Origin of the sequence: Plantactinospora sp. B24E8 (genome assembly GCF_039871735.1) — a bacterium.
Classification (GTDB): Bacteria; Actinomycetota; Actinomycetes; order Mycobacteriales; family Micromonosporaceae; genus Plantactinospora.
In genome coordinates, this window is sequence record NZ_JBDPMH010000016.1 from 17,747 (window position 1) to 33,380 (window position 15,634).

12 protein-coding genes are annotated in these 15,634 nt (G+C 71.8%); 9 read left to right on the top strand and 3 right to left on the bottom strand.

Going from position 1 to position 15,634, the window contains the following annotated elements:
• The first annotated feature begins 10 nt into the window (after nt 1–10).
• A complete protein-coding gene (locus tag ABGB21_RS22115; RefSeq protein ID WP_347679300.1) occupies nt 11–1,303 on the top strand; it encodes a helix-turn-helix transcriptional regulator in 1,293 nt (430 codons plus the stop codon).
• Between the two features lie 46 nt (nt 1,304–1,349).
• Nucleotides 1,350–2,402 (top strand): amidohydrolase family protein, encoded by a 1,053-nt coding sequence (locus ABGB21_RS22120; RefSeq protein ID WP_347679302.1) that lies wholly within the window; start codon nt 1,350–1,352, stop codon nt 2,400–2,402.
• A gap of 477 nt (nt 2,403–2,879) precedes the next feature.
• On the opposite strand, the gene ABGB21_RS22125 is transcribed toward ABGB21_RS22120, so the two are convergent.
• Entirely contained in the window at nt 2,880–3,371 is a 492-nt protein-coding gene (locus ABGB21_RS22125) for an Hsp20/alpha crystallin family protein (RefSeq protein ID WP_347679304.1), read from the bottom strand.
• Nucleotides 3,372–3,971: 600 nt separating this feature from the next.
• On the opposite strand from ABGB21_RS22125, the gene ABGB21_RS22130 reads away from it, so the two are divergent.
• Nucleotides 3,972–4,631, top strand: a complete 660-nt coding sequence (locus ABGB21_RS22130; RefSeq protein WP_347679306.1) for a hypothetical protein — start codon at nt 3,972–3,974, stop codon at nt 4,629–4,631.
• A gap of 54 nt (nt 4,632–4,685) precedes the next feature.
• On the opposite strand, the gene ABGB21_RS22135 is transcribed toward ABGB21_RS22130, so the two are convergent.
• Entirely contained in the window at nt 4,686–5,516 is an 831-nt protein-coding gene (locus ABGB21_RS22135; protein WP_347679308.1) for a hypothetical protein, read from the bottom strand.
• A gap of 76 nt (nt 5,517–5,592) precedes the next feature.
• A complete protein-coding gene (locus ABGB21_RS22140) occupies nt 5,593–6,276 on the bottom strand; it encodes a sigma-70 family RNA polymerase sigma factor (RefSeq protein ID WP_347679310.1) in 684 nt (227 codons plus the stop codon).
• A gap of 922 nt (nt 6,277–7,198) precedes the next feature.
• Between ABGB21_RS22140 and ABGB21_RS22145 the strand changes: the two genes are divergently transcribed.
• From ABGB21_RS22145 to ABGB21_RS22170, 6 genes are read left to right on the top strand one after another with little or no spacing between them, the layout of a single operon-like run.
• Nucleotides 7,199–8,560, top strand: coding sequence for a cellulase family glycosylhydrolase (locus tag ABGB21_RS22145; RefSeq protein ID WP_347679312.1), 1,362 nt, complete (start codon nt 7,199–7,201; stop codon nt 8,558–8,560).
• 5 nt (nt 8,561–8,565) lie between these two features.
• Nucleotides 8,566–10,956, top strand: coding sequence for an ROK family protein (locus ABGB21_RS22150; RefSeq protein ID WP_347679314.1), 2,391 nt, complete (start codon nt 8,566–8,568; stop codon nt 10,954–10,956).
• Nucleotides 10,953–12,599, top strand: a complete 1,647-nt coding sequence (locus ABGB21_RS22155; RefSeq protein ID WP_347679316.1) for a hypothetical protein — start codon at nt 10,953–10,955, stop codon at nt 12,597–12,599. Before ABGB21_RS22150 ends, ABGB21_RS22155 begins: the two co-directional genes overlap by 4 nt.
• A complete protein-coding gene (locus tag ABGB21_RS22160) occupies nt 12,596–13,606 on the top strand; it encodes a Gfo/Idh/MocA family oxidoreductase (protein ID WP_347679318.1) in 1,011 nt (336 codons plus the stop codon). The genes ABGB21_RS22155 and ABGB21_RS22160 overlap by 4 nt, the downstream gene beginning before the upstream one ends.
• Nucleotides 13,603–14,604, top strand: coding sequence for a sugar phosphate isomerase/epimerase family protein (locus tag ABGB21_RS22165; RefSeq protein ID WP_347679320.1), 1,002 nt, complete (start codon nt 13,603–13,605; stop codon nt 14,602–14,604). The genes ABGB21_RS22160 and ABGB21_RS22165 overlap by 4 nt, the downstream gene beginning before the upstream one ends.
• Nucleotides 14,601–15,620, top strand: a complete 1,020-nt coding sequence (locus ABGB21_RS22170) for a Gfo/Idh/MocA family oxidoreductase (RefSeq protein ID WP_347679322.1) — start codon at nt 14,601–14,603, stop codon at nt 15,618–15,620. The genes ABGB21_RS22165 and ABGB21_RS22170 overlap by 4 nt, the downstream gene beginning before the upstream one ends.
• Nucleotides 15,621–15,634 lie beyond the last annotated feature (14 nt).

Consider the following 15,634-nt stretch of genomic DNA (forward strand, 5'->3'; position numbering starts at 1 on the left):
GGGGCGCCGGGTGGCCTTGAAACGAATCCGGTTCGTCCAGCGGCGGAAGGCGCTCGGCTACACCCAGGAGTCGCTGGCCGAGACCCTCGGGGTGGACCGGACCACGATCGTCCGCTGGGAGCGCGGGGAGAGCCAGCCGCTGCCGTGGGTACGCAAACCGCTGGCCGCCGCCCTCGACGTCTCGCTGGCCGAACTGGACGACCTGATCTGCGAAATCGTCCCGGCCACCCTGGACAACCCCCCACCCGGCGGGGCTACCGTGGCGACAGGTGTCGATGAGGGAGGTGATCCCACGGACCGCCGGACTTTCACGATCGGCGCGGCGCTGACCGCGCTCGGCATCGTCGGGCCGGCCCGGGAGGCGCTCGCCGCCACCGAGGTCCCCCGGTCGATCGGCCTGGAGCAGGTGCAACTCGCCGCCTCCCTGGTCGAACGGCTCCGCGCGGCGGACGCGGTGGTCGGGGCCAACCAGCTCTGCGACGTCGCGATCGGCGTCCACCACCGGCTGTCGACGCTGGCCGACCATTCCTCGTACGGCCGGGAGGTCGCCGAGGCCCTGCAGACCGCGCTCGCCGACCTGGCCAATGAGGTCGGCTGGTTGACCATCGACGCGGAACGCCGGGCCGAGTCCCGGCGCTATCTGCACGAGGCGATCAGCCGGGCCCGGGTGGTCGACGACCCCCGGCAGGAACTCCTCGCCCTCGTCTCACTGTCGCTGCTCACGAAGGAGAAGACGCCGAAGGAGTCGTTGCAGTGCGCCGAGGCCGCCCAGCGGGTCTCGGCCGGCTGGGCCACGCCCCGGCTGCGCACGCTGCTGCACCTGCGGGCTGCCCAGGCGTATGCCCAGCAGCGGGACGAGGTCGCCTTCGGTCGGGAACTGAGCAAGGCGTTGACCCAGTTCGACCGGGGCAGCCACGCCGACGACCTGCCCTTCCTCGGTTTTGTCACCGAGCGCGAGGTGGGCACCTCGCAGGCGTTGGCCTATCTGACCCTCGGACGCCCCGACCGGGCCACCACCCTCTTTCAGGGCATCGTCAGTGCCCCGGTCACCCCCGGCTACGAGCGGAACGATGTCCGGGACCGGGTGCTGCTCGCCGAGGCGACCCGGCGGCAGGGGGACGTGGTCGAGGCGGCCGAGATCGCGTACGCCGCGCTGCCGACCGTTGTCGGGCTCCAGTCCCGGCGTACCGCCGCCCGGCTCGGTCAGGTGCGGACCGGACTGGGCCGGGAGCGCACCCGCAGCCCCAAGGTCCGCGCCTTTGTCGAGGAGTACGACCGGGCCACCCGCGAGCCGGTGCGATAGTCGTCCCGGGAACGACGACCATCGCACCAGCTTGGGGAGGTGCGTGATGGCGGTACTGCGGGTACGGGGACGGGCGCTGCCGGACGGCGAACCCGTCGACCTCTACGCCGACGGCGACCGGTGGACCACCGATCCGGTGCCAAACGCGGACCTGGTCGCCGAGGGCTGGTTGATTCCGGGACTGGTCGACGCGCACACCCATCCGGGGGCGTCGACGCCGGGTGAGCCGCTGGATCATGACCTGCTCCGCGCCGACCTGCGGGCGCACGCCGCCGCCGGGGTGACGATGATCCGCTCACCCGGGCTCGCCGGTGACCCGCCGGACTGGTTCGGCGTCGACCCCGAACTGCCCCGGGCCGTCTACGCCGGACCGTGGATCGCCCAGCACGGCCAGTTCTTCGACGGCTGGGGGCGTCGGGCCGAGCACGCCGAACTGTCGCAGGTCGCGGTCGCGCAGGCCCGGCGTAGCGGCTGGGTCAAGATCATCGCGGACTGGCGACTCGACGACGAGCCGCTGCCGGTGGACGTCCTGCGGGCGGTGGTCGAGGCGGTGCATACGGTCGGCGGCCGGGTCGCCGTCCATTCCCAGCACGCGGCCGGCGGGGCCGCGGCGGTGGCGGCCGGCGTCGACTCGCTGGAGCACGGCATGTGCCTCGACCCGGCGCTGCTGCACCAGATGGCCCGGCAGCAGACCGCGCTCACCCCGACCCTGGACGTGATCACCGCCAGCCTCGCGCGCCGGCTGGCCACCCCGGACAGTCCAAGCCGCCGCTGGTACGTCGAGGGCGCCGGTCGGCACGGCACCCTGGTCGCGGCAGCCGCCGAGGCCGGCGTACGCGTGCTGGCCGGGACCGACGCGCCACCGCACGGCCGGGTCGCCGACGAGGTACGTGCCCTGGCTGCGGCCGGGATGACGCCGCACGACGCGCTCGGGGCGGCGTCCTGGGCGGCCCGGGACTATCTCGGACTGCCCGGGTTGCGGGTCGGTGCCCCGGCCGACGTGGTCGTCTACCCGGAAGATCCGCGTACCGACCTGCGGATGCTGGACCATCCGTCGGCGGTGGTGCTGCTCGGGCGGCTGCTGTCCGGGTCTGAGTAGCGGCGCGGGCCCGACCGGCCCGACCGGCCTCGGCTGCGGCCGAGCGCTCGGCGTCGGGGCATCGGGTGCGGCTGGGACCTCGCGCTGCTCGGCCTCGACCTCTTCCTGCGCGGGGTGGAGTTCGACCCCGCCACCTGGGGGGAGACGCCCGAGGCAAAGGACCTCGCCGTCCGTAACTGCCACGCCTGGGGGAGCCGCGATCCAGGCCGCCTCGGGAACCGGTGACGACAACATCGCCGCCGCCATCGCCTTTGCCGGGCAGCACTACGCCCCCGGGGCCGGCGGCGAAAGCTGACGTACCTGGCGCCTGGTCTTCGCCCGTACACCCGCTGCCGAACCACGGCCGGCGTGACCGCTGACGATTGGCGGGTTGCGCCAGCCTGTCCAGGAGAAGGGGCGCGGGCCCGGCCGAGGGGGGAAGCGGCCGGGCCCGCGGGCTCAGTGGTGTCGTTTGGCGTCCGGTGGAGTCTCCGGACCTCAGGCGGCCGACTCCTCCTCGCCCGCTTCCAGGGCGGGGGCGGTCGGGGCGCCGGAGGTGACGGCGATCCGTCGGACCTCGCTACCCGCGTACGCGTCGGTCACCCGGACCTGCAGCACGCCCGCGTCGTACGTGGCGCTGACCGCGTCCGCCGTGACGTGGGTCGGCAGCGCGAACGAGCGCTGGAAGGTGCCGTACCGGACCTCGCGCAGGCTGCGGCCGTCCCGCTCCTCGGCGCGTTCGTCGCGGCGTTCGCCCCGGACGACCAGGCGACCTCGGTCGACCTCGACCGTCACGTCGTTCCCGACGTCGAGTCCGGGTAGTTCGAGCCGGACCAGGGCGTCGTCGCCGTCCCGGACGACCTCGGCCGCCGGGGTGAAGCCGGTGAGCCGGGCGGTCGGTCGGGTCGCGGCCGCGCCGAAGGCATCCCGGATCAGCGCGTCGAACTCCGCGAACGGGTCCCGTCGGGTCCACAGCGACAGAGTGCTCATGATGCTTCTCCTCAGTTGCCATCCTGCCGGCCTGCCTCGACCGGCATCCATAACAACTTGAGTCGACCAGACTCAATTCCCAGCTGTGACGCCGATGACGATTCCGGACATCGCTGCTGGTCAGACGCGACCCAGAGGTGGCGGAAGTTGGCGCTCGCGGACTCCAACCGCTCGACGAGCGCCTGCGGCGGGGTCGTTGGCGCGGCGGCCGGCGGTGGCCTGCAACCCGGCGACGAGTTGGGGCACTGCTGCCGCTGATCCTCCGGCCAGCAGGATGGCGGTCCGGTTCTGGGCGACGACCTCGCCCAGAACCACCGGGGCGTTGAGAAGGGCGCGGGCTCGACCGAGAGGAGAAGCGGTCGGAGCGAACTCCGGCCTGTGATCGACATCACGACAACGTCTACTTCACTGTGAGTGACGAATTCGTTTCGCCGAATCCCTGACAGGGCTTGCGAAGGGTGCGTACCGGTCGACGGAAAATTCGGAGAGTAGCGCCATCGTCGCTTGACGTCATCGACATCCGTCGAAACAATCTCGTGTAGTTGTTTGAGGGCGTCGCACGTCGACCACGCCCTCGGCATACCACCACGGGAGGCGGACTTGAGAAGTCAGAACGTTGTGCTGCGCCGGTTTGCCGGCCTCGCTGCCGCAATCGTCGCCGGCTCGCTGTTCGGAATATCGGCGACAGCATCCGGGGCGTCTGCGGCGCCGAGCCCGGATCCTTCTACGCCTAGTTCGGATTCTACGTCCCTGGCCACGCGGGCCGAAAAAATGACCGTAGAGGACATTCTGCGAGCCAATCCAGATGCAAGGCGGGTGCGGACCAACGCGGTCAACATTTCCCCGGGAATCGACGTGATCCTTCCCCCGGCTGACGGCGACGCGTCCACTCTCGCTGAGGCGGAGCTCTGCGACTACTACCACCTCTGTGTGTGGGAGCATTCGATCGCGGACGGCTTCGGTGTGGGCCTTGGATTCTACGACTGTCAGCCCTCTGGAGTGGTCGTCAACCTCGGAGCAATGCGGTACCCAGACGGTGCCAGCGTGGGAACCGGAGCCTCCGGGCCGAAGTGGAACGACCGCATCAGTTCCTTCGAGAACAACCAGACGCCTGGAACGGCAACCTCGTTCTACAACTGGACCGGTAGCTGGACCAACGTTCTCGACAGTTATGCCTTCGATCGGGTGAGCAACCTTCGGTACACGGTGCGCGGGAACGTCAACGACATCATCGATGCGGTTCACGTCTGTACCAGCTAGAAATAAGCCGAACGGGCTTCCGGCTTCGCGGGGCCCGTTCGGCTCATTTCTTCGTCAGTCCGTCGAGGAGCGGTATCCGTATTCCAGAAAAAGGTTGTAGGCGAGTACCTGGCGGGGGCCGCTGAGCCTTACGTTTTCGTGTGCCAACAACTCTCCGGTCCTCCGGTCAAAAACCAGGACCAACTGCACGTCATGCTCTTCGTCATCCGTGGTGACGGCGACTCCCGTCCGTCCCGACCGGTCGGTTACTGTGCCCCGCCACTGAAATCCCGGGACGGCCGCGATCGTCTGGATAATCTTCTTTCGGGTCTCCAGTGGCACTACATGGCTGCGGTACAAGCCGTTGACTGCCTTGGCTACCTCGGGGGCCCCTGCCTCCACCTGCAGTGTGATCGGCAGAGCCGCGGGGTCGACGGGCTTTGTGGGGCCGACGGTTCCGGATGAGGTGACGACGGAGGTGGTCGCGGCCGGCTGCACGCCGTTCTTGCCGAGGATTTCCTGCCAGTACTGCCGTGATTCCTCATCCGGGAATTCGGGCTGGAGCTCCCGGACCCTGCTCTCACCCACCCCGTTGGCATCCGACCATGTCCACATTTCCTGGGCCAGGCTCATGTTTCGGTCGCCGGGCCCCAGTGCCCGAGTCGACCCCCAAGAACGCAAATGGTGGTAGGCGTATGTCCCGCGGTTTCCGTCGTAGCTGGTGCTACCGATCGTGCTGGCAAGATCGCGAAGCGCCTGCCCCGCTGCCGGTGCCCCATCCGGGATCTCGTACGCGATCGGCCTGAGGACAACGTCGCCGTTTGTGGTCTCGGCTTGCTGGAATGGCGGGACTGCGGTGTCCCCGGGAGATCGCAGCGTGACGACAGTGAACCCGGCGATGATCATGGCGGCGAGGGCGGGCGCGACCGTCCATGTGCGGAGTCGCCGGCGCGGCGCGAACGATGAGCGGGGTGCCGATCGGTCAGCGGATTCTGCCCTGAGGATGATGTGCTCGGCGGGTAGCGGCGGAGTCGTCTCCACGAACCGGGCCGGGTCTGCCGGGCCGAGAAGTTCCCGTAGTTGCTGGCGTGAATTCATTGTCGCCCTTCTCCAAGATTCTCGCCGGATTCTCCACGCGGTCGGTGTCCAGTTTCTGTCCCATCGCGACTCTGAGGCGGCGGCGGGCGCGATGCAGGCGGATACGAGCGGTCGGTTGGCTGCAGCCGAGCACGGAAGCCACCTCTGCCGCCGTCAGTTCTTCCCAAGCGACGAGTCGGAGGATCTCCTGATCTGTCTCGGGCAGGGACAGCAGCGCGGCGAGCAGGTCGACCAGTTCCACCGCGGATTCCGGGGGATCTGGCGACATCGGATGGTTTGCGGCCGCCGTAAGTTGCGTGAGCTCAACGAGCGTTGTGACGGTCGGCTGACGGTGTTGTCGCCGCCACCAGTTGGCGAGAAGCTTTCGGGCTACCCCGTACAACCACGGCAGCTCCTGCTGAGGAACGTCACCGCGGCGCTGCCACGCCACTACGAACACTTCCTGGGCAAGTTCGACCGAACGGTCCATGTCTGCGGTCCGGCGCATCCCATACCTGACCACGTCGGGGTAGTGGGTGGCGTACAGGCTGGTGAACCAGTCCTCGCCACGCTCACCCGAAAGCCCCATGCGACCTCCCGATCTACGCGCCGGATCCACTACCCCTGCTTGTGTCGTACGCGACCGTGGCGTTACGCCCTCGGCCCAAGAATTTGAGATCGCTTGCACCGACCCGCTCCACCCGGCTTCGGGTGAGCCCGGATACCGCAGAAGGTAGCCGACCGACTCCGCTTTGTGAGTTTGCGCCTGCTGGTCCGGACATCGGGGTTGTGCCCTGGTCTCGCTTGTCGGCTGACCGGGGCAAACCAGGTCAGTGATCGGGATCCGTAGATCAACCTGGCCTGGCTGACCTTCGTCCTTCTTGGTGCCATGGCCGCGGCTGCGCGCCCGCCACCCGACGGGACGGGCGCGACTGATCAGGGACGGCTGGGTGCGTGTCGAGCGAGGGCTGGTCGTGCACCCTTGGTCGCGGGTCACCGGCTCGCGGTCGCCATGCTGCCGTTTCCTGGCCCCTGTGGGTGACGTTCATTTGTAGAGGAATGGATCACGGGGTTTGCCTCGCCGCAGACGCCACAGCAGGCGGCGTACGGCGGACAGAACTGATCTGAACGGGCGCGACGAAACCATTTCCACCCCGCATGCTCGGGTCCAGGACCGGTGGTGGGAGGGTCAGAGTACCCGCAAGATATCGTCGCACGTCACCATGTGGCAATCGGCCCTCTGTGCTCCCACCTGTTGTGGGAGCGCATCCATCTGATCTTGTCTGCCCTCTTGACGGTCGTCAGTAAATCGTATTGAGTCAATGTCTGTCCGTACGGGCATTGCACCCGGCGAGGGGAAGGCAGGGGATGGCGTGTCCGTGTCCCGGTTTGCTGTGCCATGCCCCGGAGGATTTCTCCGGATCAATGGTGACCAGATAGTCGACGACGCTGGCCAGCCGGTTATCTGGCGCGGTATCGGTCTCGCCGGGTGGCTCAACCTCGAGAACTGGATGACCGGATTCCCCGCGTACGAGCAGGGGATGCGGGACGCCGTCCGGGACGTACTCGGCGCCGAGCGGGCCGACTTCTTCTTCGACCGGTTCCTGGAGCACTTCTTCACCGCCGACGACGCCCGGTTCATCGGCGAACTCGGCTGCACCGTGGTCCGGATCCCGGTCAACTACCGGCACCTGGAGGACGACCGGCGGCCGTTCGAGATCATCGAGTCCGGCTTCCGCCACCTGGACCGGGCCATCGAACTGCTCGCCCGCAACGGCGTACGGACCATCATCGACCTGCACGCCCTGCCCGGCTGGCAGAACCAGGACTGGCACAGCGACAACCCGACCCACGTCGCGCAGTTCTGGCGGCACCCGCACTTCCAGGACCGGGTCGTGCACCTGTGGCGTCAGATCGCCGCCCGCTACCGGGACGAGCCGTGGGTGGCGGCGTACAACCCGGTCAACGAGCCCGCCGACCCGAGCGGCGAGGTGGTCGGGCCGTACTCGCGGCGGCTGGTCGCGGCGATCCGGGACGTCGATCCCCGGCACATCGTGATCCTGGAGGGCAACCGCTACTCCAACGACTTCGACGTGTACGGCGACGAGCCGCTGCCGAACGTCGTCTACTCCCACCACGACTACGCCCCGCCCGGGTACGTCCCGGACGGCCACTACCCCGGAACCGCCCACCTCACCCACGTCTGGGAGTCCCCGGACGGGGTCTCCTACCAGCACGGCATCCTGCTGCCCGAGGACTCCCGGGACCAGTACTTCGACGCCGACGTGCTGGAACGGACCTTCCTCAAACGCAGCGAGTACATGCACCGCACCGGCACCCCGGTCTACGTCGGCGAGTTCAACGTGGTCTTCACCGGCGACCCGCAGACCGACCGGATGCGGCTGCACCTGCTCGCCGACCAGTTCGAGATCTACACGAGGCACCGGGCCAACTGGGCGTTCTGGCCGTACAAGGACATCGGGGTGGCCGCGCCGCTCACCGTCGACCCGGACAGCCCGTGGCTGCGCCTGGTCCGGCCGGTGCTGGAGAAGAAGGCCCGGCTCGGCGTCGACCTGTGGGGCGGTCGCCACGACCAGATCCAGGACGTCATGCGGCCGTTGAAGGAACTCTTCGCCCGGGAGTTCCCGGACTACCTGCCGTTCCCGTTCGGCAGCGAGTTCCTGATCGGACGGCTGGTGCCGCAGATCCTCTTCGCCGAGGCGCTGCTGCCGGAGTTCGGCGAGCTGTTCCGGGGCATGGACGAGGAGGAGATCGACGACCTGATGGCCTCGTTCCGGTTCGACCGGTGCCGGCCCCGCCAGCCCCTGGTCGACCTGCTTCGCCGGGCCTGCGCCCAGCCGACCCGGGCGTGACAGCGATGCCGGCCCCACCAGACGTCACCGCCGCCGGGCCGGGTCCTGGGTTGTGTGCACAAGCCGCCGGGCCGGATGTGTTGGTCGGTGGGGCGTGGGCGTTGGCCGGCGGGCCGGGGATCGTGGTCGACGTCGGCGGCACCCGGACCCGGCTCGCGCTGGCCGAGCAGGGGCGGCTGGTCGGCGAGGTGGTCCGGTTCGACACGCCCAGCCGGCGCGACCACCCCGGAGTCGGCCTCGACCAGGTCCGGGCCGACCTGCTCGACCGGATCGCCGCCGAGGCGGAGCGGCTGCACCGGGCCGCCGGGGCGCAGCCGTACCGGGACCTCGGGGTCGGCTTCGGCGCGGTGGTCACCGTCGACGGGATCGTCCGGGACGCGAGCGTGCTCTGGCAGGCGCAGTCGGCAGGTTTCGACGTACCGGCCGGGTTGGCGCGACGACTGCCCTGGGCCCGGGTCACCGTACTCAACGACGTCGCCGCGGCCGCCTGGCACTACCGGCGGCTCGGCCGGTTCGCCCTGGTCACGGTGAGCACCGGAGTCGCGGTCAAGGTCTTCGACAACAGCCTGCCCGACACCGCCAAGGTCCTGGTCGACCCGGCCGGGCTGGGCGGCGAGATCGGCCACGTACCGGTCGAACCGGGCCGGCTCGACGCGATGCCGGGTGGCCCGGTCGGCGCCGCCGGGCTGGGTCGGGCCGCCGCCGCCGGGGACCGGGCCGCCCGGCAGGAACTGGACCGGCTCGACCTGCCGTGGTGCGACTGCGGAGCCGTCGCCGACCTCTGCGCGTACGCCTCCGGCCCGGCGGTACGGCGGGCCGCGATCCGGCGGGCGCGGCGACCGGAGCACGGCTTCGCCGGCTCGGTGCTGCACCGCCTGGTCGGCGGCGAACCGGACCGGGTCACCACCCGGACGCTCGCCGAGGCCGCCCGGCACAACGACCCGTTCACCCTCGACCTGCTGCGCACCGCCACCCGACCCCTCGCCGCCGTACTGCTGCAGGTCTGCGCCCAGCTCGGACTCCGGACCGTGGTGGTGGTCGGCGGCTTCGCGCACGGCGTCGGCGGACCGTGGTTCGCCGCGCTGCGCGGCTGGCTCGCCGAACTCGCGGTCGACGCCGGCTGGTTCCAGGGCTGGACCACGGCCGAGCGCACCGGCCTGCTGCACGTCCCGGACGACGCCGAGTCGGCCACCCTGGCCGGGATGGCCGGCTACCTGGCCCACCGCCGGGACCAGGCCCGGGAGGTGGTCAAGCCGGTCGGCGAGGCACGGCTGCTGCTGCGGGTCGGCCGTCGGCCCCGGTGCGGACGCGAGCAACTGCTGCTCCGCCCCCGGTACGCCGGACTCTGCGGCACCGACCTGCAGATCCTCCGGGGCGACCGGGGTCTGGAACCGGGGGTGCCCGGCCACGAGTGCGTCGCCGAGGTGGTCGAGGTCGGCTCCGACGTACCGGACGGGCCACGCCCCGGCGAGCTGGTGACGATCAACCCGAACCATCCGACCGACGACTACCTGAAACTCGGGCACAACATCCCGGGCGTCTTCCGGGACGTGGTTGTCGTCGACCGGGGCACGCTCGCCCAGGGGCAGGTGGTCGGCGGCCTGCCCGACGACTGCGGACCGGAGTGGGTGCTGGTCGAGCCGCTGGCGGCGGTGCTCCGGGCCCAGCGGTTGATGGCCGGAGAGTGGGCGGGACGGGACGTACTCGTGGTCGGCGGCGGGGTGTTGGCGCTGCTGCACCTCACCCTCGCCCGGCTCTGCGGTGCCCGGACCGTCACGGTGGCGGCCCGGAGCGACCGGCGGCTGCGGGCCGCACTCCGACGCGGCCTGCCGGCCCCGGACGCGGTCCTGCCGCTGGACTCCGGTCTGGCCGGCGGAGTCCGTACCGTCACCGCCGGCCGGGGCGCCGCCCTGGCCGTGGTCGCGGTCGCCGGCGACGCCGGACCGGCGGCGGCCGAACTGACCTGGCCGGCCCTGGCCGACCGGTCCGTGCTGCATCTGTTCGGCGGCTTTCCCGCCGGCCGGCCACTGCCGGTGGGCGGTACGACGGTCGACCCCGGACCGCTGCGGGCCGCCGGCCGGTGCCAGCGGGTCGACAATCCGGCCGGCGGGTCCTGCACCCTGGTCGGCAGCCGGGGCGGCCGCAACGTCGACCTCGTCGCCGCCCGCGAGCTGCTCACCGCCGCTCCCGGTCGGACCCCGCTCGACCTGACGCCGCTGGTCAGTCACCTCGTCTCGCTGCCGGCGCTGCCGGCCGTGGCGGCGGAACTCCTGACCGCCGGCACGGTGGCCGGGCAGCCGCCGCTGCGGGTGGTGGTCGACCTCCGGCTGGACGGGACCGTGGTCCACCCGGTCGGCGGGCCCGACGACGCCGCGGACCCCGGCGGTACGTCGTGATCGGCGACCGGCGGCCCGAGCCGAGCGGCGCCGAACTCTGGACGTACGTCCGCGCGGCGGCCCGGGGCGAACGGCACGGGCCGGCCGGCACCGTCGCGGCGCTCGCCAGCCTGGACGGCGTACCCCGACTCGGCTGGGTGGAGGCGCCGCCCTGGTCACGGGTCGCCCGGGTGCTCGCCGCCCGCAGCGCCAACGAACCGCTGCGCAGCTGTCGACGTCTGCTGTTCGTCGGCACCGGCGGCTGGGCGTTCGGGCTGCGGGCACTCTGCGCGGCGGTGCCCGACCAGTCCCGGGTACGGGTGCTGGACTCCCCGGACCCGGACGTGCTGCGCCGGGTGCTCGGCGAGCTGGGCGAGTCGGCCGGAACGGCGTGTGTGGTGGTCAGCGCCTCGGGGCGTACCCGGGAGACCCGGCTGCTCGCCGACACGCTGGCGCTGCTCTGGCACCGGACCGGCGGCGCCGCACCGCTGCGACTGTCCGACCACGACGGCGGGTTGTCGCTGGCCGGAGCCCGGGACCAGGTGGCCCTCTACGGCGTACCGCTGTCGGTGCCGGCACTGCTCGCCGCGCGGATGCTGAGCTGGCCCCGGTTCGTCGAGGTGTACCGGGCCTTCGCCGAGGCGCTGCCGGCGATCGGTGAGTGGGCCGGTGAGCAGTCCCGACGACTGCCGCCGCACGGTACGCCCCGGGTGGTGTTCCGGCTGCCGGCGGGAGCCGGTGCCGACCTGCGGCTCTGGACCCTGCAGGCCGCCCGGCAGGGCTGGGGCGGCAAGTCGGAGCGGTTCCGCCCCTGGCCGGACGCGGTGATCCCGGGTACGACGGAGCCGGGCGCGGGACGGTCGGCGGAGCCGGGCGCGGGACGGTCGACGGAGCCGGGCGCCGGCCCACCGACGGCTCCCGGGGAGGTCGTGGTCGACGTCGCCGAGGCGCTGGCCGGGCTGCCCCGGCTCGACGGTGGAGCGGGGGCGGTGGCCGGGGCGATGGCCGCCAGTTACGCGGTCGCCGCCCTGGTCGCCTGCGTGGCGGTACGACACGGGCTGCGTTTCGCCACCCACGACGCCGTCGAGCACTACAAACGACTGCTGCCCACCGTACCGTCCGCCGCGCACCGTCCGGCCGGCGGTCGACCGGTGACCGGTGTCGGCGAGTTGACCGGCGTACTGGCCGCCTGGCTGGCGACCCGACCGGACCTGACGACCCTGCACGTCGTCGGGTACGGGATACGACTCGGCGATCTGGTGGGCGGCGACCGTGGACTCACCGAACGGCTCGGCCGCCCGGTCGAGGTGCACGAGGGAAGCGCCTGGAACCACCACTCGTACCAGCTCGTCTGGCACACCCGCTCGGTCGGGGTCGCGGTGGTGCTCGCCCCGGACCGGCCGGTCGCCGCCGCCGGGCCGCTGTGCGGCCGTACCCTCGCCGCCATGCGGTCCATGGTGGACGCACTGGCCGGCGCCACGTACCTCTCGCTCGCCCCGCGCTGCCTGCTGCTGCGCTGGTGTCCGGCCCCGCCGGGCGGGCCGATCCAGGGCGGACCGGTGAGGGGCGCACCGGTCGAGGGCGGGCCGGTGACGGGCGGGCCGGTGCGCGGTGGCTCGATGGCGGGCGGGTTGGTGGACAGCGGAGGGAGTGACGACCGGTGACCTTCCGGATCGGGATCGTGGGAGCCGGATTCCTGACCCAGCGGTCGCTGCTGCCGGCGATCGCCACCGCGGACGACCTCTGCCTGGCGGCGGTGCTGGACACCGACCCGGTGGCGCTGGGCGCGGTGGCGGCCCGATCCCCGGGGACCTGGTGCGGGGCCGACACCCGCTCCTTCCTCCGTGCCCCGCTCGACGCGGTGCACATCGCCACCCCGAACCGGCGGCACGCCGAGTTCGCCTGCCAGGCGCTGGCCCGGGGACTTCCGACGCTGGTCGAGAAGCCGTTGGCGGACACCGTCGACGCCGGGCAGTGGATCTTCCGGGCCGCGACGGCGTCCGGTGCGCCGGCGATGGTCGGCTACATGTCCCGGTACAACGCCTACAACCGGGCGGTGGTCGCCCTGCTCCGGTCCGGCGAACTCGGTGCGGTCCGGTCGATGACCGCCACCCACCTGGGCCACCGGGACGGCGACTGGCGCAACCGCCGGGCCGACAGCGGTCTCGGCTGCCTCGCCGACCTGGCCATCTATCCGCTGCTGACCGCGTCCGACGTCTTCGGCTCGGGCCCGACCGCCTGCCGGGCCACCGGCTATCCGAGCGGGGATCCGGACCGCACCGACATCCACGTCGAGGCGACCGTCTGGTACGGCGACGAACGGCAGTTGCAGTTGGAGGCCTCGTTCACCGAGGCGCCCGGCGTCGGCGTCTCGCGGTACACCGTCATCTGCGAGCGCGGACTGGTCGTCGTCCGCGACTCGTGGGCGATGGGCCCCGGCGGCTCCGTCCTGGTCTGCGACGAACGCGGCCGACGGTGGCTCTGGCCGGAGCCGGTGGATCCGTACCTGGCCCAGTACCGGGCGCTGGCCGCCTGCGTGGTCGGCGAACCGGTACCCACCGAGGTCAGCATCGCGCGCGGGCTGCGGGACCTGCGGGTGCTGCACGCACTTGACCGGAGTGTCGCCAACGGCGGAGTGCGGTTGGCGTTGAGCGGAGGGCAGAACACATGAAGCTGGTCCTGCACAGCTACACCTTCCGCCGGTACCCCCTGCGACACGTCTTCGCGGTGGCCCGGCGGTTCGGCTGGGACGGCATCGAACTGGTCCACTTCCACTTCGACCCGGCCCGGGTGGAGGACGAGGTCGCCGCCGCGGTCGCGCTCGGCCGCCGGTACGGGGTCGGGGTGCACTGCGTCGGCTACACCGGGGACTTCGTCTCCGACGACCCGCGGAGCCGGGCCGCCTCGCTGGCCCTGGCCGAACGGACCGTCACCGCCGCCGCCCGCAACGGCGTCGAGCTGGTCAACGGCTGGTCCGGCACCCTGGAACGGCATCCGGACGACTGGCGGCGCAACGGCAGCGCGGTCGCCGAGGAGCGGCACTACGCCCGGGCCGCCGAGGGCTACCGCCGGCTCGGTGACCACGCCGCCCGGCTCGGCGTCCGGGTCGGGGTCGAGGTTTATCCCGGCTCGGTGCACGACACGGTCGCGAACACCGCCCGGCTGCTGGCCATGGTGGACCATCCGGCCGTGGTCGCCACCGCCGACCCCGGCAACGCGTACGTCGTCAGCGAGCCGGACCGGGACCCGGCGGTGCTCGACCAGCTCGCCGGCCGGCTCGGCTACTTCCACCTGAAGAACCTGCACCCGGACGGCGGCCGGGCCGACTTCAACGTCGACACCGCCGAGGGGGTGCTGGACAACTACGCCTGGATCACCCGGGCCGCCGCACTCGGCGTGCCGGCGATCTGTGTCGAGTACTGCGGCGACGGCGACCCGCACCCGCCGATCTCCCGGGCCGTCGGCTACGTCCGCGACTGTCTGGCGCTCCGCGACGACCTGGAACGGCGCCACGCGGCGGCCGAGGCCCTGCCGGTCCCCGAGACACTGCCAGCCGCCGAGTCCCTGCCGGCTCCCGCCGGTCTGCCGTTGGCGGTGGAGTCGGAGCAGGTGGCGGTGGAGTCGGAGCCGGTGGCGGTCGGGGCGGCCGGGTCGGGCACCGGCCGGTGACCGGGCGTCCGATCCGCTGGGGCATCCTCGGCACCGGCTGGATGGCGGGACGGTTCGTCGAGGACCTGGCCACCCTGCCGGACGCCGAGGTGGTGGCGGTCGGGTCGCGGACCCCGGCCGGCGCCGACCGGTTCGCCACCCGGTACGCCGTCCCGTACGCCCACGAGAGCTGGGCGAACCTGGTCGCCGACGACCGGGTCGACGTCGTGTACGTCGCCACCCCGCACGCGACCCACCACGACGCGGTCCGGCTGGCGCTGGACGCCGGACGGGCGGTGCTCTGCGAGAAGCCGTTCACGCTCAACGCGGGGCAGGCCGTCGACCTGGTGAGCCGGGCCCGGGCCGACAACCTGTTCCTGATGGAGGCGATGTGGCTGCGCTGCGTACCGGCGATCCGCCGGCTGGTGGAGCTGGTCGGGGACGGGGCGATCGGCGTACCCCGGATGGTGCAGGCGGACTTCGGACTGGTCGGGCCGGTCGACCCGGCCCATCGGCTGCGTGACCCGGCGCTGGGCGGCGGCGCCCTGCTCGACCTCGGCGTCTATCCGGTCACCCTGGCCCACCTGCTGTTCGGCGAACCGACGTCGATCGGCGCGCTCGGCACCCTGACCCCGTACGGCGTCGACGAGAGCACCGGAATGCTGCTCGGCTATCCGGACGGCGCCCTGGCCAGCCTGAACTGCTCGATCGTCGCCGACACCCCGTGGACGGCGGCGGTCTGCGGCAGCGCCGGACGGATCGAACTGGGTCGGGGCTTCTTTCGGCCGTCGACGTTCACGGTGCACCGCGACGGTGTCGTGGCACAGACCGTCGAGGTGCCGTACGCCGGGGAGGGCTTTGTCCACGAGGCGGTGGAGGTGATGCGCTGCCTGCGCGCGGGCCTGACCGAGAGTCCGCTGGTCACGCTCGCCGACACGGTGGCGGTGTTACGGATCCTGGACGCGGTCCGGTCCCGGATCGGCGTCCGGTATCCGGCCGACGACCGGTGGCAGGACGAGCAGCCGTGGCCGGGCTGACCCGCTGACCCGCA

Excerpts from the sequence above, each read along its gene's own strand:
- ABGB21_RS22120 (WP_347679302.1), top strand. The coding sequence starts at position 1,350 with ATGGCGGTACTGCGGGTACGGGGACGGGCGCTGCCGGACGGCGAACCC.
- ABGB21_RS22125 (WP_347679304.1), bottom strand. The coding sequence starts at position 3,371 with ATGAGCACTCTGTCGCTGTGGACCCGACGGGACCCGTTCGCGGAGTTC.
- ABGB21_RS22135 (WP_347679308.1), bottom strand. The coding sequence starts at position 5,516 with ATGATCATCGCCGGGTTCACTGTCGTCACGCTGCGATCTCCCGGGGAC.
- ABGB21_RS22140 (WP_347679310.1), bottom strand. The coding sequence starts at position 6,276 with ATGGGGCTTTCGGGTGAGCGTGGCGAGGACTGGTTCACCAGCCTGTAC.
- ABGB21_RS22145 (WP_347679312.1), top strand. The coding sequence starts at position 7,199 with ATGACCGGATTCCCCGCGTACGAGCAGGGGATGCGGGACGCCGTCCGG.
- ABGB21_RS22150 (WP_347679314.1), top strand. The coding sequence starts at position 8,566 with ATGCCGGCCCCACCAGACGTCACCGCCGCCGGGCCGGGTCCTGGGTTG.
- ABGB21_RS22165 (WP_347679320.1), top strand. The coding sequence starts at position 13,603 with ATGAAGCTGGTCCTGCACAGCTACACCTTCCGCCGGTACCCCCTGCGA.